The sequence below is a fragment of the Methylobacterium oryzihabitans genome (genome assembly GCF_004004555.2).
In the GTDB taxonomy this organism is placed as follows: Bacteria; Pseudomonadota; Alphaproteobacteria; order Rhizobiales; family Beijerinckiaceae; genus Methylobacterium; species Methylobacterium oryzihabitans.
In genome coordinates, this window is record NZ_SACP01000008.1 from 1 (window position 1) to 19,385 (window position 19,385).

The following is a 19,385-nucleotide window of genomic DNA, read 5'->3' on the forward strand; positions in this document are numbered from 1 at the left end:
GGATCGGGTCGGAGGTGGCGCGCAAGCTGGTGGATTACTCCGACATCGGCTCGACGGAGGGCGCGGTGAACTTCCCGCAGGTGCAGCTCGCCACGCGGCCGGCCGGCACCCGCTACATCCACGTCCAGCAGAACCTGCCCGGCATGCTGCGGCGCCTCAACGAGGTCTTCTCGCGGCGCGACATCAACATCGCGGCGCAGTTCTACCAGACCGACGGCGAGATCGGTTACGTCGTCCTGGAGACCGACGCCGTCGACGGCAACGCCGAGCAGGTGCTCGACGAGATCCGGGCGATCGAGGGCACGATCCGCGCCCGCCTGCTCTACGAGCGCCGCTGAGGGCGGATTCGCCCCCGCCGCATGGTGTGCGGCGGGGTGCCGCGGGCACAACCTTGCCGTGTCCTCCGGGTTCCTCGCCATCGCGCGTGGTGAACTTTTGGCGGCTACCAACGTTCTTGCTGCGGTGCCTTCACGAGAGGCGCGGGATCGGCTAACGCTTCGCCATGGTTGCGCTGCAAAAAGTTCTCGTCGTCGATGACGGCCATCGCGCCGTCGACCGGGCCCTGTCGGCCGAGCTCGCCGGGCTGGGCTATGCCAGCGTGACCGCGTCCCTCGACGCGGCCGAGGACGTGCTGGCGATGATGCCCCGCCCCGCCGCGGTCCTGCTGCACATGCCGCCGCGGGAGAACGGCACCTTCCGCACCAAGACCGAGCGCCTGCGCGAGCAGATGCACGGCGCCGGCATCCCGGTGATCGTGGTCGACGACCGCGTCGGCCCCGGCGCCCCGATCGACCTCCAGAGCCGCATCGGCACCCGGGTGCTGAACGAGCCGGATTTCTGAGCCTCAGCCCGCCTGCAGCAGCTTCACCGCCGCGTCGCGCTCGAACAGGTAGAGCAGCACCCGCAGCGCCTCCCCGCGCTCGCCCTTGAGGGACGGGTCGCGCTCGACGATGAGGCGGGCGTCGTCGCGGGCCGCGACGAGCAGGTCGCCGTCCGCCTCCGGCCGCGCCAGCCGGAACGCCGCGAGGCCTGACTGGCGGGTGCCGAGCACCTCCCCCTCCCCGCGCAGGCGCAGATCCTCCTCGGCGATGCGGAAGCCGTCCTCGGTCTCGCGCATCATCTCCAGCCGCGCCCGCGCCACCTGCCCGAGCGGGCCCTTGTAGACGAGCAGACAGGTCGAGGCGCCCGACCCGCGCCCGACCCGGCCGCGGAGCTGGTGGAGCTGCGCCAGCCCGAACCGCTCGGCGTGCTCGATCACCATGATGGTCGCCTCCGGCACGTCGACCCCGACCTCGACCACCGTGGTCGAGACCAGGATCCGGGTGGTGCCGGCGGCGAAGCGCTCCATCGCCTCGTCCTTGTCCGGTCCCTTCATCTTGCCGTGGACGAGCCCGACCGCGTCGCCGAATTGCAGCCGCAGCGCCTCGAACCGCTCCTCGGCGGCGGCGAGGTCGACGAACTCCGACTCCGCCACCAGCGGGCAGATCCAGTACGCCCGGTCGCCGCGGGCGAGCGCCCGCTCCAGCCCGGCCACCACCTCGTCGATCCGCTCCGACGAGACGAGGCGCGTCGCGATCGGCTGGCGCCCGGCCGGCTTCTCGTCGAGGACCGAGACCTCCATGTCGCCGAAATAGGTCAGCGCCAGGGTGCGGGGGATCGGGGTCGCGGTCATCACCAGGATGTCGACCGCCGCGCCCTTGGCGCCGAGGGCGAGGCGCTGGTGGACGCCGAAGCGGTGCTGCTCGTCGACCACCGCGAGGCCGAGATCCCGAAAGACCACGTCGTCCTGGAACAGCGCGTGGGTGCCGACCACGATGTCGATCGATCCGTCGGCGAGCCCCGCGAGGGTCGTGCGCCGCTCGCCCGCGCGGTCGCGCCCGGTGAGCAGCGCGAGGCGCAGGCCGGCCGCCTCGGCCATCGGGCGCAGGCGCTCGGCGTGCTGGCGGGCGAGGATCTCGGTCGGCGCCATCAGGGCCGCCTGCCGCCCGGCCTCGATCGCCGAGGCCATGGCCAGCAGCGCCACCGCGGTCTTGCCCGAGCCGACGTCGCCCTGGAGCAGCCGCAGCATCCGCCGGTCGGAGCCCATGTCGCCGCGGATCTCGGCCAGCGCCCGGGTCTGCGCCCCGGTGAGCCGGAACGGCATCCCGGCCTCGATCCGGCGGGACAGCGCGCCGTCGCCGGTATTGGTCCGCCCCGGCGCCCGCCGCATCCGGCTGCGCACCAGCGCCAGGGCGAGCTGGCTCGCCAGCAGCTCGTCGTAGGCCAGCCGCCGCCGCGTCGCGGTGGCCGCCGGCTCGCGCGCCTCGGCCCCGGGCCGCGCCCCGGATTCGGGCTCGGCGGGTGTCGCCGTCTCGGACGTCGCGGTCTCGGGGTTGTGCTCGGCCCGCAGCGCCTCGGCGAAGGGCGGCCAGGTCTGGCGGGCGAGCCAGGCCGGATCCTGCCATTCCGGCATCGCCGGCAGGCGGGCGAGCGCGCCCTGGGCCAGCTTGCCGATCGCCCGCGAGGTCAGCCCGTCGGTGGCGCCGTAGACCGGCTCCACCGCCGGCAGGTCGGCGAAGCCCTTCTCGTCGAGGATGCGGGCGGGATGCACCATCTGGCGAAAGCCGTCCCACAGCTCGATCCGCCCCGAGACGTAGCGCCGGGCGCCGAGGGGCAGCATCTTCTCGATCCGCCCGCGCGGCATGTTGAAGAACACGAGGCTCACGTCGCCCGACGCATCCTCCACCAGCACCCGGAACGGCCGCCGCCCGGCCCCCGCCTGCGGCGGCCGGTGCGCCACCACCGTCACCGCCAGGGTGACCGGCTCGCCCGGCGGCGCCTCGGCGATCGAGCCGCGCAGCGCCCGCGCCACGCCGCCGTAGGGCAGGTGGAACAGCAGGTCGATCACCCGCGCCGGCCGCTCCGGCCCGCCGAGCAGGCGGTCGATCAGCGCCGCCATCTTGGGGCCGGCCCCGGGCAGCACCGTGGCGGGAGCGAAGAGCGGATCGAGGAGGGACGGACGCAGGGACATCGAGGGCAGGCGGGACGGCGGCGACCGGGGCGGTATACACGAGCCCGGCCCCGCTGCGGCGCGGCACGGCGCTGCGGTGCGATTTGACAGCCAAGACCGGCAGCGCGATCCTCGACCCCTGAAGCCCGGAGCCGCTCGGTGGACGATACCCTCGAACTTCGCGAGCAGCTCTCGCTGGCCTGGCGCGCCGTTCTGGACGGGGTGATCGACAAGGGCAGCCCGCCCCAGGCGGTGATCGAGACCATGGTCACGGTCGCGCACGAGGAATTCGCCGCCCGGTTCGGCCCGTCCGCGGCGGCGACCTATCTCCAGCTCCTCTCCGAGGCGTTGCGCAACGTCGAATCCGCCGAGGCCGCCGACCTCGTCAGCGGCGAGGAGGCCGACCCGGCCGACGCCGAGGCGGAGGCGGCCGACCTGCTGATCGGCGAGACCTGGATCGAGCAGGGGGACCTCCTCGGCAGCGAGGACGGGCTGCTGGCGGACGAGGAGGACCTCGTCGGCTGACGCCCGGCCGATGGCGGCCGGACGCGGCGCACCCATATGGGCCGCAACACCCGAGAGACACGAGACCCGAGAGACACAGACTCATGACCGGCACCACCCGCACCAGCGCCGACCTCGACCCGCGCCAGCGCCGCACCCTCTACCGCTCCTGGCACCGCGGCACCCGCGAGATGGACCTGCTGATGGGCCGCTTCGCCGACGCCGAGATCGGCACCCTGACCGGAAGCGACCTCGACGATTTCGAGTTGCTGATCGAGGTGCCCGACCGCGACCTGTTCCGCTGGCTCAGCACCGACGAGCCGGCGCCCGAGAACTACGACACCCCGGTCTTCCGCCGTCTCAAGGCGTTCCACCAGCACGGCGCGCCGATCCACGTGTGAGGCGTCGCGAGCCGGCCCGCGTGCGGCCTGCGCATCTCCAGCCGCCCGTGTCGGCGCCGGGCACGAATCCGAAGGGGGACCGAGGGTGACAGCGAAGAGGGCGGCATGACGGGCACGAGCAGGTTCACGGTGAGCTATCCGGCCGCCGCACAGTTCGCCTCGCTTCCGTCCGCCGAGAAGTCGGCGCTGGAGCGATTGTTCGCGAGCGATGAGATCGATCGTCCGACCACGACGAAGCCGACCGGCGATGGCCGGTTCGTCTCCCGGCTCGGCGGCAAGCGTGTGCTGTGGCGCCGGGAATCGCGCGATGGCAGGCCGGAAATCCTCTCGATCGTCGACCATTCGTTCGTTCAAGCTTGAATGAGCAGCTTCGAGCGGATCCGGTTCGACCTCAGGCTCGCCGATTCCGAACTGGCCTCTTTCAAGCAGTGGCTCGCCGGAGTGACCTTCGTCGGCGAGAGGGCGATCGTGGCCGAGATCAGACGGCGGCGGCACATGGCGTGCCTTCTGGCGTCGACGCTCGGTCTGCCGGCTCCCGACATGATCCGGTTCGAACTCGCGCTGAAGGGGATGTTCCGCACCGATCTGGTGCTGGGCAACGATGGTCAGCGCCGGTTCGGGCTGGTCGAATTCGAGGACGCGGAAGCGACGAGCATCTTCAGGAAGGGTACCGCCCAGTACCGGTCATGGTCGCCGCGGATCGAGCACGGGTTCAGCCAGATCCTCGACTGGGCCTGGGTCCGCGCCGACCACCCTCACGACTCGGTCCTGCTGGCCGGCTTCGGTGGACCGATCACGACCAGTGCCTACGCCGTCATCTGCGGTCGCGATGCGAGCCTCGCCGACGACGTGGAGCGCAAGCGGTTCAAGCATCGACGCGACCACCTCAAGGTGGAGGGGCAACCGGCCCTGGTCCTGACCTACGACGAGATGGTGCGGAGCATGGATGACAATCTCGCCGCCGCGAAGACATGGTCCTGACGACGGCGGCCATGCGGATGAACGGAGACCGGCGACGGCCCCGCCGCCTGCGCGACGATCGGGTTCATGCCAAATCCTCCTTCCTGGGATGCGCGGCCTTCCAAGCCCCGGGCCGGGACGCTACATCCCCCGTGTCACACTCCCATCGCGACGCGCCGGCTCCGGCCGCGGAGCCCGACCCGGCGACCGGCACGGCCGCCGTCGCGATGGTCGTCCTCGTCACCCTGCGGCGATGCCTCGTGCGGTTCGTCGGATGACGCGCCTTGCCGGGGTCCGAGGCCCCGCCCCTCCTGACCTGACGCATGATGGCCAAATCGAAGCCCGCCCCGCCGACCCCCGCAGCTCCCGCCAGGAATCCGGTCGCCCGCTTCGCCCTGCCGAAGCACGCCCCCCTCACCCGCACCATCGAGGCGGTGAAGCGCGGCGACGGCGCCACCCTCGCCCGGGTGCCGGACGGGTTCGACGCCCTGGTGGTGGCCGACCTCGCCCGGGCGCTCAGCGGCCTGTCCGAGGGGCCGGCGGTCCTCGTCCACGTCGCCCGCGACGCCACCCGCTCGGCCGCCTTCGCGGGCGCGCTCGCCTTCGTGGCGCCCGAGATCGAGGTGATGAGCTTCCCGGCCTGGGACTGCCAGCCCTACGACCGGATCTCGCCCAACCCCGCCATTGCGGCCCAGCGCATGACGGCGCTGTCGCGGCTGAGCGGCTCGCGCTCGTCCGAGGAGCGCCCGCGCATCCTCGCCACCACCGTCAACGCCCTGCTCCAGCGGGTGCCGCCCCGCGCGCGCGTCACCACCGAGACCTTCTCCGCCGCCGCCGGCAACGCGCTGGACACCGACCGCATCGTCGCGTGGCTGGAGACCAACGGCTTCCTGCGCACCGGCACCGTGCGCGACACCGGCGAATACGCCGTGCGCGGCGGCATCATCGATCTGTCGCCGCCGGGCCTGCCCAACCCCGTCCGCCTCGACTTCTTCGGCGACACCCTCGAATCGATCCGCAGCTTCGACCCCGAGACCCAGCGCACCATCGGGCAGATGCGCTCCCTCGACCTCGTGCCGATGAGCGAGGTCCAGCTCACCACCGAGACGATCCGGCGCTTCCGCCAAGGCTACGTCAGCAGCTTCGGCGCCGCCACCCGCGACGACCGGCTCTACGAGACGGTGAGCGAGGGACGGCGCTATGCCGGCCTCGAACACTGGATGCCGCTGTTCTACGACCATCTCGACACCCTGCTCGACTATGTCGGCGGGGTGCCGCTGGTGTTCGACCACAACGTCGACGACGCGGCGGCCGAGCGCCTCGGCCAGATCAAGGACTATCACGACGCCCGCCGCGAGGCGATGGCCGCCCCGCAGGCCGGCGTCGCGCCCTACAAGCCGCTGGCGCCCGACGCGCTCTACCTGTCGCCGACCGAGTGGGCCAAGCGCAGCGCCACCGCGACGGTGGTGCGCCTCAACCCGTTCGCGGTGCCGGAGGGCCCCGGGGTGATCGACTGCGAGGCCCAGCCCGCCCGCAGCTTCGCCCCCGAGCGGGCGATGGACGGCGTCAACGTCTTCGACGCCGCCGTCGGGCACGTCCGCGACCTCCAGGCCGGCGGCCACCACGTCATCCTCGGCGCGTGGTCGGAGGGCTCGCGCGACCGCCTGTGCGGCGTGCTCGCCGATCACGGCCTGCCCAAGCCCAAGTCGATCACCCGCCTGTCCGACATCCTGGCGATGCGCCGCGGCCAGGACGTCGGCGTCGCGGTCTGGGGGCTGGAGGCCGGCTTCACGACGGGCCAGCTCGCGGTAATCGCCGAGGGCGACATCCTCGGCGACCGGCTGGTGCGGCCCAAGCGCAAGGCCAAGCGGCCCCAGGACGTGATCCTGGAGGTGCAGGCGCTCGCCCCCGGCGACCTCGTGGTCCATGCCGACCACGGCATCGGCCGCTTCGTCGGCCTCAAGACCATCACGGCCGCCGGCGCGCCGCACGACTGCCTGGAGATCCAGTACAGCGGCGGCCTGCTGCTCCTGCCGGTCGAGAACATCGAGCTCCTGACCCGCTACGGCTCCGAGGATGCCGAGGTGACGCTCGACAAGCTCGGCGGCGGCGCCTGGCAGGCGCGCAAGGCCCGGCTGAAGCGGCGCATCCTCGAAATGGCCGGCGCTCTCATCAAGGTCGCGGCCGAGCGCTTCCTCAAGCACGCGCCCAGGATGGAGCCGCCGGACGGCACCTACGGCGAGTTCGCCGCTCGCTTCCCCTATGAGGAGACCGAGGACCAGGAGGCGGCGATCGCCGCGACGCTCGGCGACCTCACCTCCGGCCGGCCGATGGACCGCCTCGTCTGCGGCGACGTCGGCTTCGGCAAGACCGAGGTGGCGTTGCGCGCCGCCTTCGTCACCGCGATCTCGGGCAAGCAGGTCGCGGTGGTGGTGCCGACCACCCTGCTGGCGCGCCAGCACTACCGCACCTTCGCCGACCGCTTCAAAGGACTGCCGGTCAACATCGCGCAGGCGTCGCGCTTCGTCAGCAACGCCGAGCTGAAGAAGGTCCGCGACGGGCTCGCCGACGGCACCGTCGACATCGTGGTCGGCACCCACGCGCTGCTGGCCAAGGCGATCCAGTTCAAGGATCTCGGCCTCATCATCATCGACGAGGAGCAGCATTTCGGCGTCGCCCACAAGGAGCGGCTGAAGGCGCTGAAGGCCGAGGTCCACGTCCTCACCCTGTCGGCGACGCCGATCCCGCGCACGCTCCAGCTCGCCATGACCGGGGTGCGCGAGCTCTCGATCATCGCGACCCCGCCGGTCGACCGGCTGGCGGTGCGCACCTTCGTGACGCCGTTCGATCCGCTCACCATCCGCGAGGCGCTCTTGCGCGAGCGCTACCGCGGCGGCCAGTCGTTCTACGTCGTGCCGCGCATCGAGCATCTCGACGAGGTCAAGCGCTTCCTCGACCGCGAGATGCCGGAGGCCAAGGTCGCGGTCGCCCACGGCCAGATGGCGGCGGGCCAGCTCGAGGACGTGATGACCGCGTTCTACGAGGGCAAGTTCGACATCCTGCTCGCCACCACCATCGTCGAATCGGGCCTCGACATCCCGACCGCCAACACGCTGGTCGTCCACCGCGCCGACATGTTCGGGCTGGCTCAGCTCTACCAGCTCCGCGGCCGGGTCGGGCGCTCCAAGGCGCGGGCCTACGCCCTGTTCACCACGCCGGAGGGCAAGACCCTGACGGTGCAGGCGGAGCGGCGGCTGAGCGTGCTCCAGAGCCTCGACACCCTCGGCGCCGGCTTCCAGCTCGCCAGCCACGACCTCGACATCCGCGGCGCCGGCAACCTGCTCGGCGACGAGCAGTCGGGCCACGTCAAGGAGGTCGGCTACGAGCTCTACCAGCAGATGCTGGAGGACGCGGTGGCGGCGCTCAAGTCCGGCAACGCGGTGCCGACCGACGAGCAATGGTCGCCGACCATCGCGCTGGGCAGCCCCGTCACGATGCCGGAGGACTACGTCGCCGACCTGTCGGTGCGGCTCGGCCTCTACCGCCGTCTCGCGACGCTGGAGAACGACGCCGAACTCGAGAGCTTCGGCGCCGAGCTGATCGACCGTTTCGGCCCGATGCCGCCGGAGGTCGAGCAGCTGCTCAAGATCGTGACGATCAAGATCCTGTGCCGCGCCACCAACGTCGAGAAGGTCGAGGCCGGCCCGAAGGGCGTGGTGATGCATTTCCGCGATCGCGCCTTCGCGGCGCCGCAGAAGCTCGTGACCTACGTCACCGCGCAGGGCTCCTTCGCCAAGGTGCGGCCGGACATGAGCATCGTGTTCGTGCGCGACCTCGCCACGGTGGCCGACCGCCTCAAGGAGACCACCGCGATCCTGCGCGACCTCGCCGGTCTGGTGACCCGCAGGAAGGCGGCGTGAGGCGGGCCCATCCCGTCTCCCTACGCCTCGCGAAAGGGGGTTGCGCCCGAACCCGGGCGGCGATATCACCCACCGGCCCGCGAGGGACGTGTCGGAGCGTAGCGCAGCCCGGTTAGCGCACTAGTCTGGGGGACTAGGGGTCGGAGGTTCGAATCCTCTCGCTCCGACCATTTATCTCAACGACTTGGCCGGGGTCGTGGGGCTGCTTCCAGCGGTGGTTTGCAAGATGAGGCGCTTCTCTCGTGAGGCGCCTTTCGCCTGCGAGGTGCTGAGCGAGCGCCGCGCGAGTCGGCACTCCGTCAGCTTGACCCTGCGTGCATCGACTTCCGACCCGTGGCGGAAGCTCGGCGCGTCCGCCGTCGACCCGTCGCGGATCAACACTCAGTTGGCGGGACGCTTCGCCAGCGCGAGACCAAGTCCCAGGGCAACCATCGCTGCACCCGATCCCTCGCGAAGGCGGCGAACCAGATCTGGGTGCGCTGCCGCGCCCGCCCGGATGCCGCTTGCCGCGTAGGCGACCCCGATGTCGGCCAGCGTGTTGAGCGCGACGGAGATGGAGCCGAGCACCACGAACTGCGCGGCGACGCCGCCCGCGTGCGGGTCCACGAATTGCGGGATGAACGCCAGGAAGAAGGCGGCGGTCTTCGGGTTCAACGCCTCGACCAACACACCCTCGCGGAAGGCGCGCCTCGTGCCCATCGGCGGCGTCGCCGGCCCACCGGCCAGCGTCTTCGCGGCCTCCCGGCGCGCCGACCCCATGGTGCGGATGCCGATCCAGACGAGGTAGGCGGCGCCGAGCAGCTTGAGCGTTGTGAACAGTTCGGCGCTCGCTAGCACCAGGGCCGACACGCCGAGGCTGCCCGCCAGGACGTGGGCCATGCCGCCCAGCCCGGTCCCGAATCCGGAGGCGACGCCCTCGGCTCGGCCGCCTGCGAGCGTGCGCGCCGCAACGTAGAAGATGCCGGGGCCGGGCGTGACAGCAAGGACCAGGGCCGCAGCACAGTAGAGGGCGATGTGAGATAAGTCTGGCATGACGAGGCCGTCCCATGGCAGCAGTGGACAGGTGCCTGGATTGAGCGTCGAGGTTTCGCCATCCATGCAGGGTGGTTCAAACGCAAGCGGGGTCGATCGCTCCTGCGGCGTCGTCAGGCCTCCAGGGCGCTCAGCGCCCGTGCGAGGCGTCCCCGTTCTGCCGCGCCGAGGGGTAGGATCGGTCGGGGAGGCTGCGCATCGGTCAGCCCCAACAGGTTCGCCGCAGCGTAGACCACCCGCAGGCTTCCGTGTTGCTTGAACAGGTCCCAGAGCGGTTCGAAGGTCGTGTTGAGCCGCCGTACCTCTGCCGCGTCGCCTGCCTGGGCCGCGCGCATCAGGGCGAGGGAGGGGCGTGGAAGGAGGCCCCCGATCACGCTGTACCACGCCACGCCGCCCGCAAGCACGGCCTGCGCCGCGTGCCAGTCGCCGCTGTAGCCCACGGCGCAACCGGCCGGCAGGAGCATGCGGAGGGCTTCGACCGCTGCCGGCGCCTCGCTCGGCGCAGGAGCGGGGTTCTTCACCGCGGCAATGCCGTACACCCCGGCGAGGCGTGCCAGGAGATCGTCGCTGAAGCTGAAGTGTGTCGTGCCCGGGTTGTTGTAGATGCAGAGCGGCAGGTCGACCGCCGCCGCCACGGCTGCGAAGTGCTGGAACACCTCCTCGTCGGTGAGCGGCGTGTAGGAGACGGGTGCGAGCAGCAATCCATCGGCCCCGGCAGCCTGCGCATCCCGCGCGAGATCCTGGGCATCGTCCGTCCGGAGGGCCCCGACCCCGACCACGAGCGGTACGCGGCCGCCGACGCACCCGGCCGCGGCCTCTATGGCCCGTCGCCGCTCCACCCGCGTCAGGTAGGCGTAGGTGCCGGTGCTGCCGAGGAGCCCGATCGAGTCCACTCCCGCCTCCTCCAGCCGCCGAAGCAGCGTGGCAAGGGCGTGCGTGTCCACACGCCCCCCTTCGTCGGTGGGCGTGATGAGGAACGCTGAAAGCCCGTAGAAGATCGACATCGCAGACCCGCCGAGGATGAACGCCGGTTCCGGCTCCGCATGCCGAGCGAGCGGGCGTCCGGCTTCCGGTGCCGGGACCCATACCGGCAGGCTGGCCCGCCGGGAACAGCCGGTTCCGCGCGATCGCGGTGGGCCAGTTGGCAGGAACCCGGGGCGCACGCGGATCTCACCGCCGGGGTCCGGACCCGCCTGCTCGGGGATCCACAGGCCCGGGTGTCATACGAAATCCGGATGATCGCTTCAGGCGATCCTGGCGGATCGCATTCGCGATGCGGATTTCGACTCCGCTCAGGCGAAGCGCGGGCTGGTGATACGGATTTCGGAACGAATCCTCTGAAATCCGTATCCTATGGACCAATGGCCTGCCGATCTCGGGCTTGCCCGAGATCGACGTCGATGCGCCAGCATCTTGGGCCATTGGGATCAGTCCAGCGGCTGCCCGGTACGGTCGCGCAGCGTCGCCACCGCCACGAGGGACAGGGCCGCCAGGGCGGCGATGTAGAGCCCCGGCGAGGTCGGCAGGCCGGCGCGCTGGACCAGGGCGGCGGCGACCATCGGGGCGGTGCCGCCGAACAGCGCCATGGCGGCGTTGAAGCTCACCGCCATCGCGGTGCAGCGGGTGCGCGCCCGCGTCATCTCGACCAGCGTCGCCGGCAGCAGCGCCAGGATGCCGCCGACCAGCACCGCGAAGCCGGCCTGCCCGGCCAGGATCAGCGGCCAGGACCGGGTGTCGATGAGCGAGAACAGCGGCCACCCGGCCACGGCGAGGCCCGCCGTCAGCACGGTCAGCAGGCGCTTGCGGCCGACGCGGTCGGACAGGGCCGCCATCAGCGGCGTCGCGCCGATCACCATCAGCATGGCGACGGTGTTGAGCAGGAAGGCGGCGTGCTCGGTCACCCCGTCCTGGCTCTGCAGGAAGGTCACGAGGTAGACGAACGCGATGTAGAACGAGGCGGCCGGCGCCATGGTCATCAGGCCGGCCCGCAGCATCGTGCCGCCCTCGGTGGCCAGCGCCTCGCGCAGCGGCGAGCGCGCGGCGTCGCGAGCGTCCTGCGCCGCCTCCTCGCCGAGGCGGCGGCGCAGGACGAGGATGAACAGGCCGAGCCCAAGGCCGAGCAGGAACGGGATGCGCCACCCCCAGGCCGCGACCTCGGCCGGCTCCAGCAGGGACGTCACCCCCACCCCGGCGAGGGAGCCGAGCAGCATGCCGCCGCCCGCGCTCGAACAGGCGAAGCTGCCGAACAGGCCGCGGCGCCGGGCCGGACTGCGCTCGACCAGGAAGATCACCGACGACGTGTACTCACCGCCGACCGACAGCCCCTGGGCGAGCCGCAGCACGACGAGGAGGACCGGCGCGGCGAGCCCGGCGGTCTCGTAGGTCGGTAGGCAGCCGATGGTGACGGTCGAGACGGTCATCAGCGCCGCCGAGAGCACCAGCGCCCGGCCGCGGCCGTGGCGGTCGCCGATATGCCCGAACAGGATGCCGCCGAGGGGCCGCATGAAGAACGCCGCGGCGAAGACCGCGAGGGCGGAGAGCAGCGAGGTGGTGGGGTTCTCGGCCGGGAAGAACGCCCGGCCGAGGATCGCGCCGAAATAGCCGTAGATCGCGAAGTCGTACCATTCGAGCAGGTTGCCGACCGCCCCGGCGAGCAGCCCGTCGCGCTCGCGCCGCCGCGTCGCGACCGCCAAGGGGCCGAGGCCCGCCATCTCCATCGTGCCCGCCATGCGACCCCCCGTCGGTTCCCGGGGCGAAGGTCGCAGACGCGCTTTGCGGACCGGTTTGGACGATGCGCGCAAGTCGAGCGACCCCGGCAACGGGGCGTACAGCCTGACCGGCCCGCGACGGCCGCCCGTTGCCCCGACCTCAGCCGAGTTCGAGCGTGGTGACGCCGTAGATCCGCGCCAGCGGCCGGTCGGGCGCCGGCCCGCGCACCATCCGGGCGGTCTCGAAGACCGGCGCGAGGCCGTGGTCCCGCGCGAGGGCGAGGCCGTCGCGGTTCGGCTCCGGCACGTCGAGGACGAGCGTCGCCCCCTCCCCGGCCGCGGCGGCGAGCGCCGCGAACAGGGTCTCGGCGGTCGCCCGCGAGGCGCAGAAGAGCGGCCCGATCTTGAACCCCTCCCGGCACGGCCGGACGACGCCGTAGCCGTCGATGCGTCCGTCGCGCCGGCTCACCGCGACGCGATGGCCGGGCGCCGCGAGCCAGCCGCGCAGGAAGGCGTGGCGCGGGGCGCCGAAATGCTCCGCGTCGAAGGCGGCGATCTCCGCGACGTCGCTTCCGTCCCACGGCCCCGCCGGCGGGCCGGCCGGGACCGCGGGCGTGCCGGAGAAGCGCAGGGTGCGGTGCAGGGCGGCGAAGCCGGAGCGGGCGTAGTTCGCCTGCTGCGCCACCACGCCGTCGAGGCCGACGCTGCGCGCCCCGAGCCGGGCGAGGCCGGCCGACCACAGGACGGTGCCGATCCCCTGCCCACGGAATTCCGGCCGCACGAGGTAGAGGCCGAGGAAGCCGAAGGCGTCGCCATAGGCCACGACCGAGATCGCCCCGACCGGATTCCCGCCGTCGAGGGCCAGGAGAAAGCCGCCGGGATCGGCGGCGTGGAAGGCGGCGGCGTCCGAGAGCCCGGGATTCCAGCCCTCTGCGGCGGCCCAGTCGAGGACGAGGGCGAGGTCGTCCGGGCGCATCGTCCGGAGGCTCGGGCGCGGACCGGGCGTGACGGGAGACATGGCGGGCTTCCTCGCGAACCGGCCCCTTGTGCCGCAGCCGCGCAGACCGGGCCAGGGGCCCGGCCCGGACACGGTGAGGGTCACGGCGCCCCGGGGCAGCGGGCACGGCCGACGCGCCGTCTGGCCTGACGCCGTCGGGGCCCTGCGCCAGCGCCGAACGGGTCGGAGCACGGCCCGGTCACGCTGCCATGGGGCCGTGCTTCAGGTCTTCGATCGTGATGCGCCTCATGCGCCGATCCGGTCTCCGCTTGGTGGGAGGATGCTCCCGCGTCCTCTCTGCCGCTGCATCATACGAAATCCGATGGATCGCTCGGCGATCCCTCCGGGATCGCTCCGCGATGCGGGCATCGATTTCGCTCACGCGCCGCGCGGGCCGATGATACGAAGTCCGGAAGCGATCTTCCGGACTTCGTATCAGACTACCGCCTGGCTCGGATCTCCCAGGCCGAACGCCGTTCGATACACCGTGGGCACGCGGTTGGGTGCCGCCAGGATCTTGACGAGACGCCACACGACGCGCCCGCCGTCCGGCACCTGGACATCGACGAAAGAAGAGATCCGGGGAGTGGGTATCATCGGGACGCCATTGGCATCGAACACGTAAAATTGCCAGACTTCATAGCTTGGATTCTCCACCAGCGACTCGGAAAGGAAATATTCACCTCGCAAATATGTCAGACGGCTGGTCGGACTGGTGAAATTACTGGCGTAATTCGAGAAAAAGGCACTGACGCTCGGTTTCATGAGCGCGCCTGGATCGGTAATGCTGGTTATATATTTGAAATTGTCGGATGGAAGATCTTTAGATCCGGGATTCTTCACGGCATAATCAAGAACATCCTTCACTGTTTGAGTGCCGCTGTCAGGAATGTCAGAGCGATCGTAAAATATTCCGACGACACGAAGGGAGATTGTCATCGTGGACTCCTGGGTATTATTGATTTTGAGCGCGGCTCATCCTCGGGAATTGGCAGGATAAACAGATCATGGAAAGGGTCAATCCAATCGATTCTGGAAAAGTACCACCGCATTTTGGAATATTCAGTGATGTCGACCACGTGAAGCGAGCAAGTGCCAGCATGTGGCTGTTCTTGCGTGGGAATCATCTGCTCGAATTGCTTTAGAGAGATTTATATTTCGTTATATTGCGCATAATATAAATAATATTTCTGTGATTCCGCAATATGGAGCGGATGTGCAGCGCTGTTCGGCTCGCCTGACTGGATTCTGGCCGGCGATCGACTGCGAAACATCAATTTTCGACGGGCCGGCCGCGCGACGGGAGCCTCTGCTCCACGTCGCCCCCGGACGGTCGCCGTGCAGGGCACACGCGTTCGCTCCCCACCCCGGCCAGCGCTCCCAGGGGTCGAGCCGGCCGGGGTGGGACCCTGGGACCGGCCCTCGTCGGGTCCCTCGCCGGCACCGCAAGGGGGCCCGTCCACCGCCCGGCCCACCCGACGGAAGTCTCACGACGGAAGTCTCACGACGAATGGAGCATTGGGCCACTGTCGAGCCTGGATTACGCCATGTCGTGACTGCGTGCGCGCACCGAGAAGAGCGGGTCGATCGGATCCCGCCCCGGCAGCGTGTCGCGGCCAACCGGCATCATGGCGGCGCGCGGGCCGCCGCCGGGCCTGTCCGAGCCCGCATCAGGAGGAACGCCCCCATGGCAACAGCATCCGCTGTCGGGCAGTCGGCCGCCGCCGCCCGCCCGATGAGCCGGGAGGAGAAGCGAGTGATCCTCGCCTCGTCCCTCGGCACCGTGTTCGAGTGGTACGACTTCTACCTCTACGGCTCGCTCGCCGCCGTCATCGGCGCGCAGTTCTTCTCGGCCTACCCGGAGGCGACGCGCAACATCTTCGCGCTGCTCGCCTTCGCGGCCGGCTTCCTCGTGCGGCCGTTCGGCGCGCTGGTGTTCGGCCGGCTCGGCGACATGGTCGGGCGCAAGCACACCTTCCTGATCACGATCCTGATCATGGGCATCTCGACCTTCGCGGTCGGCCTGCTGCCCTCCTACACCACGCTGAGCGCCTACGGCATCGGCTGGCTCGCCCCGGCGACGCTTCTCGTCCTGCGCATGCTCCAGGGCCTCGCGCTCGGCGGCGAGTACGGCGGTGCGGCGGTCTACGTCGCCGAGCATGCCCCGCCGGGCCGCCGCGGCTTCTACACCGCCTTCATCCAGACCACCGCCACCCTCGGCCTGCTGCTGTCGCTCATCATCATCCTGTCGACCCAGGGCTACGTGAACAGCGCCTACCCGGCCACCGTCATCACCAACGCCGACGGCACCACCACGACGCTGACCGCGTTCCAGGTGTGGGGCTGGCGCATTCCGTTCCTGGTCTCGGTCGCCCTGCTGCTGATCTCGGTCTGGATCCGCCTGCAGATGCACGAGAGCCCGGCCTTCAAGAAGATGAAGGAGGAGGGCACCCACTCCAAGGCGCCGCTCTCGGAGGCGTTCGGCCAGTGGCGCAACGCCAAGTGGGCGCTCCTCGCCCTGCTCGGCCTCACCGCCGGCCAGGCCGTGGTCTGGTACACCGGCCAGTTCTATGCCCTGTTCTTCCTCCAGAGCATCCTCAAGATCGACCAGTTCACCGCCAACGTCCTCATCGCGTGGTCGCTGATCCTCGGCACCGGCGGGTTCCTGTTCTTCGGTGCCCTGTCGGACAGGATCGGGCGCAAGCCGGTGATCCTCGGCGGCTGCCTGATCGCGGCGGTCACCTACTTCCCGCTGTTCAAGCTGCTCACCGCCAACGCCAACCCGGCCCTGCACGCCGCCCAGACCAGCGTCCAGGTGGTGGTGAAGACCAACCCCGAGGACTGCTCGTTCCAGTTCAACCCGGTCGGCACCGCCAAGTTCACCAAGGAGTGCGACATCGCCAAGGCGCTGCTGGCCCGCGGCGCGGTCGCCTACCGCACCGAGCCGGTCCCGGCCGGCACGCCGACCACGGTCAGCGTCGGCACGAAGGAGTTCGCGGTCAGCGACCCGACCTTCGCCAAGGCGGTGCCGGCGGCGCTGACCGAGGCGGGCTATCCGGCGGCGAGCAACCCGAGCGCGGTCAAGGCCGCCAACCCGGTCGACATCTTCTCGGGCCAGAAGCTCGCGGTGATCGCGATCCTGACGATCCTCGTCCTCTACGTGACGATGGTCTACGGCCCGATCGCCGCCGCCCTGGTCGAGCTGTTCCCGACCCGGATCCGCTACACCTCGATGTCGCTGCCCTACCACATCGGCAACGGCTGGTTCGGCGGCCTGCTGCCGGCGACCTCCTTCGCGATGGTGGCCCAGACCGGCGACATCTACTACGGCCTCTGGTACCCGATCGTGATCGCGCTGTTCACCTTCGTCATCGGCCTGCTGTTCGTGCCGGAGACCAAGGATCGCGACATCTTCACCTACGAGGGCGAGCCGTCGCGCTGACCGTCCCCCACGCCGGGCGCCACGGCGCCCGGCCCCGGCCGGCGACGAGAACCGGCGACGAGACACGAAAAACCCCGCCTCTCCGCGAGGCGGGGTTTTTCGTGTCTCGCGAGCGCCGCGGCCGGGCTCAGCGGCAGGTGGTGACCCGGCGGACGATCCAGCCCTCGCTGTCGACCCACAGGCGCTTGCGCGAGGTGGTGCAGTTGCCGTCGTCCTGCCCGTCGTCGTGGGTGGTGGCGGTGGTCGCCGGATCGCCGGCGGCGACCTTCGCGGTCGACTTGGACGCGACCGACTTCGCGCTGGCCGCGACGGGGGCCTTGTCGACCGCGGGGGCGGCACCCGCGGGCAGCGCCAGCCCGACGGCGCCGGACGCGGCCGTCAGGAGGGCGAGCAGGCAGAGCCGGGCGCCGAAACGCGCACGCATGATGTCATCCCCGTCACTGAATCGTCGGCGGGCGCGAGACGTCGCGGTCGCCGCCACCCTTCTGCCATGGATAAGTCGCGACGGGTCGAACGGTTGCAGCGAAACGGCACAGCTTTATCGGATCACGGTAAAGGGGCGGTGCCCTATCCGCGCCGGCGCGGCTCGGGTGCCTTATCCGCGCCGGCGCGGCTTGGCGGCGACCGGCTTGGGTGCCGCGGCCTCGGCCGCGTCGCGCGCCAGTCGCAGCGCCCGCAGGCGCACGGTCTTGGCGTCTTCCGCCACCGCGAGGGCCCGATACTCCGCCATCGCCTCGGCGCCCTGGGCCGCCCGCATCTGGGCCTGCGCCTGACGGGTCTCGGCGCGATCGCGGGCGCTGCTGTCGTCGTGGGTCACGGTCCGTTTCCTCCACCCCTCCGGCCTCGCGTGGACGAGCCGCGGGGGAATATAGGGCGCGGCCTCGAATCGGCGAATCGTCCGGGGTTACCGGCATCCGGCCCCGGGCGGTCGCCGGGGCGACGTCGCACCATCGGGGCGCCGTGCAGACCTGCCGGATCCACGGAGCGGACTTGCCGCGCGGACGTCTCGGCTTCGGGTTTTACTCCGGCCGGCGGCGCGGCCGCGGTCGCCGCGCCCGGGTATTCGGTGCAGCCAAGGCTGAAACCATCTCCGCGGCCGCTCATTCTTCTTCCAGACGATGCGTTAACCTGGATCAAGCGTGGACTCGGAGGCCGCAGGACGGCGCGTGCTCCGGAGGAGGAGGGTGTATGCGTCCAGCCGATCGGTTCTATCAGGCGGCCTATGACGGAACGTCGAAGCCCATCCTGCACGGGGTCGGACGCGGGCTCGTGGAGGCTTACGGGTCGGCCGACCACGAGCCGTTGCCCGACCGCCTGCGCGAACTGGCCCAGATGCTGATCGACCGCGAGGCGGCCCAGGGCGGCGCCGGGACCCGGGACGCCGCGCCGATGAAGCTCGTCCTCGTGGTCGAGGACGATCCCTCGGTGCGCGACCTCGCCGTCTCGCTGTTGCAGGACACGGTGCTCGATGCGGTGGCCTGCGAGACCGGCGAGGACGCGGTCGAGTTGCTGCGCCAGCGCGGCGGCGACGTGGCGATGCTGTTCACCGACGTGCGCCTGCCCGGGGGGATGGACGGGCTGCGCCTCGCCGAGACGGTGAGCAAGCTGTGGCCCTGCGTCCGGCTCGTCGTCACCTCCGGCTTCCCCGACGTGCGCACCGATGCCCTGCCCGACAACGTCGTCTACCTGCCCAAGCCCTGGCAGGCGGTCGACGTCCTGGCCCAGGTCGACCACGCGGTGCGCAACCCGCCTCCGCCGGTCGACTAAATAGAAACCGGCTGCAAACGATTGATTTTAAATCAGAAATTTTGAGCGCGGGATCCCCTCTCCCGGGTGGGAGAGGGGTAGGGGTGAGGGTGGAGACGATGCAGAATGGAGACCTGAAGGTCGAGCTGCACAGCTCAGCCGTTGGGCCTGATTCTGCACCCGAGCCACCCTCACCCCTGTCCCCTCTCCCACTCGGGAGAGGGGGACCCGCGCTAAGACGAAAACTGTCTTCGATGGCTGCAACGGGTGCAGAAAATCCGCGATCCCGTTTCATCCGCAAGGGACGGCCATGCCGGTGAGCAACTGATATGATTTCCGGAAGATTCCTTCCCGAAATCGTATCACCAGCCCGCGCGGTGGAGCCGTAGGCTTCACACACCTGAGCGAAGCCGGTTTCTGCTTCGCGAAGCGATCCCGCAGGGATCGCCGAGCGATCAATCGGAAACCGTACGAGTTCCTCAGCCCGGCTTGGCCTGTCCGCCCTGGCGGATCTGGCGGGCACCCTCGGCGAGGGTGCGGCGGGCGACGACGAGCGCCAGGACGGCGGCGGCGAGGCCGAGGGTGAGCGGCAGTTTCGCCATGGAATCCTCGCGTACAGGTTGTGGCTCGTCAACCTCACGGGCGGCGCCCTGTTCCGGTTTTGCCGCCATGTCGGGGGCGAGGGG

At 70.6% G+C, this 19,385-nt stretch carries 18 protein-coding genes, 1 tRNA gene and 1 pseudogene; 11 read left to right on the forward strand and 9 right to left on the reverse strand.

Annotation, left to right across the window (positions count from 1 at the left end):
• Together EOE48_RS09705 and EOE48_RS09710 are read left to right on the forward strand one after the other, a co-directional pair.
• Positions 1–338 (forward strand): annotated as a pseudogene (locus EOE48_RS09705) (phosphoglycerate dehydrogenase); the annotation flags it as partial.
• A 164-nt stretch (positions 339–502) separates the two neighbouring features.
• Positions 503–841 (forward strand): response regulator, encoded by a 339-nt coding sequence (locus EOE48_RS09710; protein WP_127728603.1) that lies wholly within the window; start codon positions 503–505, stop codon positions 839–841.
• 3 nt (positions 842–844) lie between these two features.
• Here EOE48_RS09710 and recG read toward each other — a convergent pair whose 3' ends face one another.
• On the reverse strand, positions 845–3,010 hold the full coding sequence (gene recG, locus EOE48_RS09715; protein ID WP_127728604.1) for an ATP-dependent DNA helicase RecG: 2,166 nt from the start codon (positions 3,008–3,010) through the stop codon (positions 845–847).
• A 138-nt stretch (positions 3,011–3,148) separates the two neighbouring features.
• Here recG and EOE48_RS09720 point away from each other — a divergent pair, with 138 nt between their 5' ends.
• From EOE48_RS09720 to EOE48_RS09745, 7 genes are all read left to right on the forward strand, one after another.
• Entirely contained in the window at positions 3,149–3,514 is a 366-nt protein-coding gene (locus tag EOE48_RS09720) for a hypothetical protein (protein ID WP_187371369.1), read from the forward strand.
• Between the two features lie 83 nt (positions 3,515–3,597).
• The gene (locus EOE48_RS09725) at positions 3,598–3,894 is read left to right on the forward strand and encodes a succinate dehydrogenase assembly factor 2 (protein ID WP_127728605.1); all 297 of its coding nucleotides are present in this window, start codon (positions 3,598–3,600) and stop codon (positions 3,892–3,894) included.
• A 105-nt stretch (positions 3,895–3,999) separates the two neighbouring features.
• A complete protein-coding gene (locus EOE48_RS09730) occupies positions 4,000–4,254 on the forward strand; it encodes a hypothetical protein (protein ID WP_127728606.1) in 255 nt (84 codons plus the stop codon).
• The gene (locus EOE48_RS09735) at positions 4,255–4,875 is read left to right on the forward strand and encodes a Shedu anti-phage system protein SduA domain-containing protein (protein WP_127728607.1); all 621 of its coding nucleotides are present in this window, start codon (positions 4,255–4,257) and stop codon (positions 4,873–4,875) included.
• 131 nt (positions 4,876–5,006) lie between these two features.
• Positions 5,007–5,132 (forward strand): hypothetical protein, encoded by a 126-nt coding sequence (locus tag EOE48_RS30200; RefSeq protein ID WP_281292742.1) that lies wholly within the window; start codon positions 5,007–5,009, stop codon positions 5,130–5,132.
• A 48-nt stretch (positions 5,133–5,180) separates the two neighbouring features.
• Positions 5,181–8,774 carry a transcription-repair coupling factor gene (gene mfd, locus EOE48_RS09740; protein WP_127728769.1) on the forward strand — a complete coding sequence of 1,198 codons (3,594 nt, stop codon included), beginning with the start codon at positions 5,181–5,183 and terminating at the stop codon, positions 8,772–8,774.
• A 92-nt stretch (positions 8,775–8,866) separates the two neighbouring features.
• Positions 8,867–8,944, forward strand: a tRNA-Pro gene (locus tag EOE48_RS09745).
• A 211-nt stretch (positions 8,945–9,155) separates the two neighbouring features.
• Here the strand turns inward: EOE48_RS09745 and EOE48_RS09750 are convergent.
• From EOE48_RS09750 to EOE48_RS09770, 5 genes are all read right to left on the reverse strand, one after another.
• Positions 9,156–9,806 (reverse strand): LysE family translocator, encoded by a 651-nt coding sequence (locus EOE48_RS09750; protein WP_127728770.1) that lies wholly within the window; start codon positions 9,804–9,806, stop codon positions 9,156–9,158.
• Positions 9,807–9,919: 113 nt separating this feature from the next.
• The gene (locus EOE48_RS09755; RefSeq protein WP_127728608.1) at positions 9,920–10,810 is read right to left on the reverse strand and encodes a dihydrodipicolinate synthase family protein; all 891 of its coding nucleotides are present in this window, start codon (positions 10,808–10,810) and stop codon (positions 9,920–9,922) included.
• 423 nt (positions 10,811–11,233) lie between these two features.
• Positions 11,234–12,535 (reverse strand): MFS transporter, encoded by a 1,302-nt coding sequence (locus EOE48_RS09760; RefSeq protein WP_127728609.1) that lies wholly within the window; start codon positions 12,533–12,535, stop codon positions 11,234–11,236.
• Positions 12,536–12,674: 139 nt separating this feature from the next.
• The gene (locus EOE48_RS09765) at positions 12,675–13,532 is read right to left on the reverse strand and encodes a GNAT family N-acetyltransferase (protein ID WP_127728610.1); all 858 of its coding nucleotides are present in this window, start codon (positions 13,530–13,532) and stop codon (positions 12,675–12,677) included.
• A gap of 414 nt (positions 13,533–13,946) precedes the next feature.
• Positions 13,947–14,450 carry a hypothetical protein gene (locus EOE48_RS09770; RefSeq protein WP_127728611.1) on the reverse strand — a complete coding sequence of 168 codons (504 nt, stop codon included), beginning with the start codon at positions 14,448–14,450 and terminating at the stop codon, positions 13,947–13,949.
• A 748-nt stretch (positions 14,451–15,198) separates the two neighbouring features.
• Between EOE48_RS09770 and EOE48_RS09775 the strand changes: the two genes are divergently transcribed.
• Positions 15,199–16,953, forward strand: a complete 1,755-nt coding sequence (locus EOE48_RS09775; RefSeq protein ID WP_127728612.1) for an MFS transporter — start codon at positions 15,199–15,201, stop codon at positions 16,951–16,953.
• Between the two features lie 127 nt (positions 16,954–17,080).
• Here EOE48_RS09775 and EOE48_RS09780 read toward each other — a convergent pair whose 3' ends face one another.
• Together EOE48_RS09780 and EOE48_RS09785 are read right to left on the reverse strand one after the other, a co-directional pair.
• Positions 17,081–17,377 carry a hypothetical protein gene (locus EOE48_RS09780; protein WP_127728613.1) on the reverse strand — a complete coding sequence of 99 codons (297 nt, stop codon included), beginning with the start codon at positions 17,375–17,377 and terminating at the stop codon, positions 17,081–17,083.
• A 171-nt stretch (positions 17,378–17,548) separates the two neighbouring features.
• Complete coding sequence (locus tag EOE48_RS09785) at positions 17,549–17,770, reverse strand: hypothetical protein (protein WP_127728614.1); 222 nt, start codon at positions 17,768–17,770, stop codon at positions 17,549–17,551.
• 371 nt (positions 17,771–18,141) lie between these two features.
• Between EOE48_RS09785 and EOE48_RS09790 the strand changes: the two genes are divergently transcribed.
• The gene (locus tag EOE48_RS09790) at positions 18,142–18,720 is read left to right on the forward strand and encodes a response regulator (RefSeq protein ID WP_246154092.1); all 579 of its coding nucleotides are present in this window, start codon (positions 18,142–18,144) and stop codon (positions 18,718–18,720) included.
• A 458-nt stretch (positions 18,721–19,178) separates the two neighbouring features.
• Here the strand turns inward: EOE48_RS09790 and EOE48_RS30205 are convergent, their stop codons facing one another.
• Entirely contained in the window at positions 19,179–19,301 is a 123-nt protein-coding gene (locus tag EOE48_RS30205; RefSeq protein WP_281292743.1) for a hypothetical protein, read from the reverse strand.
• Positions 19,302–19,385 lie beyond the last annotated feature (84 nt).

Coding starts and splice junctions, on each gene's coding strand:
- EOE48_RS09710 (WP_127728603.1), top strand. CDS start 503: ATGGTTGCGCTGCAAAAAGTTCTCGTCGTCGATGACGGCCATCGCGCC.
- recG (WP_127728604.1), bottom strand. CDS start 3,010: ATGTCCCTGCGTCCGTCCCTCCTCGATCCGCTCTTCGCTCCCGCCACG.
- EOE48_RS09725 (WP_127728605.1), top strand. CDS start 3,598: ATGACCGGCACCACCCGCACCAGCGCCGACCTCGACCCGCGCCAGCGC.
- EOE48_RS09730 (WP_127728606.1), top strand. CDS start 4,000: ATGACGGGCACGAGCAGGTTCACGGTGAGCTATCCGGCCGCCGCACAG.
- EOE48_RS09735 (WP_127728607.1), top strand. CDS start 4,255: ATGAGCAGCTTCGAGCGGATCCGGTTCGACCTCAGGCTCGCCGATTCC.
- mfd (WP_127728769.1), top strand. CDS start 5,181: ATGGCCAAATCGAAGCCCGCCCCGCCGACCCCCGCAGCTCCCGCCAGG.
- EOE48_RS09750 (WP_127728770.1), bottom strand. CDS start 9,806: ATGCCAGACTTATCTCACATCGCCCTCTACTGTGCTGCGGCCCTGGTC.
- EOE48_RS09755 (WP_127728608.1), bottom strand. CDS start 10,810: ATGTCGATCTTCTACGGGCTTTCAGCGTTCCTCATCACGCCCACCGAC.
- EOE48_RS09760 (WP_127728609.1), bottom strand. CDS start 12,535: ATGGCGGGCACGATGGAGATGGCGGGCCTCGGCCCCTTGGCGGTCGCG.
- EOE48_RS09765 (WP_127728610.1), bottom strand. CDS start 13,532: ATGTCTCCCGTCACGCCCGGTCCGCGCCCGAGCCTCCGGACGATGCGC.
- EOE48_RS09770 (WP_127728611.1), bottom strand. CDS start 14,450: ATGACAATCTCCCTTCGTGTCGTCGGAATATTTTACGATCGCTCTGAC.
- EOE48_RS09775 (WP_127728612.1), top strand. CDS start 15,199: ATGGCAACAGCATCCGCTGTCGGGCAGTCGGCCGCCGCCGCCCGCCCG.
- EOE48_RS09780 (WP_127728613.1), bottom strand. CDS start 17,377: ATGCGTGCGCGTTTCGGCGCCCGGCTCTGCCTGCTCGCCCTCCTGACG.
- EOE48_RS09790 (WP_246154092.1), top strand. CDS start 18,142: ATGCGTCCAGCCGATCGGTTCTATCAGGCGGCCTATGACGGAACGTCG.
- EOE48_RS30205 (WP_281292743.1), bottom strand. CDS start 19,301: ATGGCGAAACTGCCGCTCACCCTCGGCCTCGCCGCCGCCGTCCTGGCG.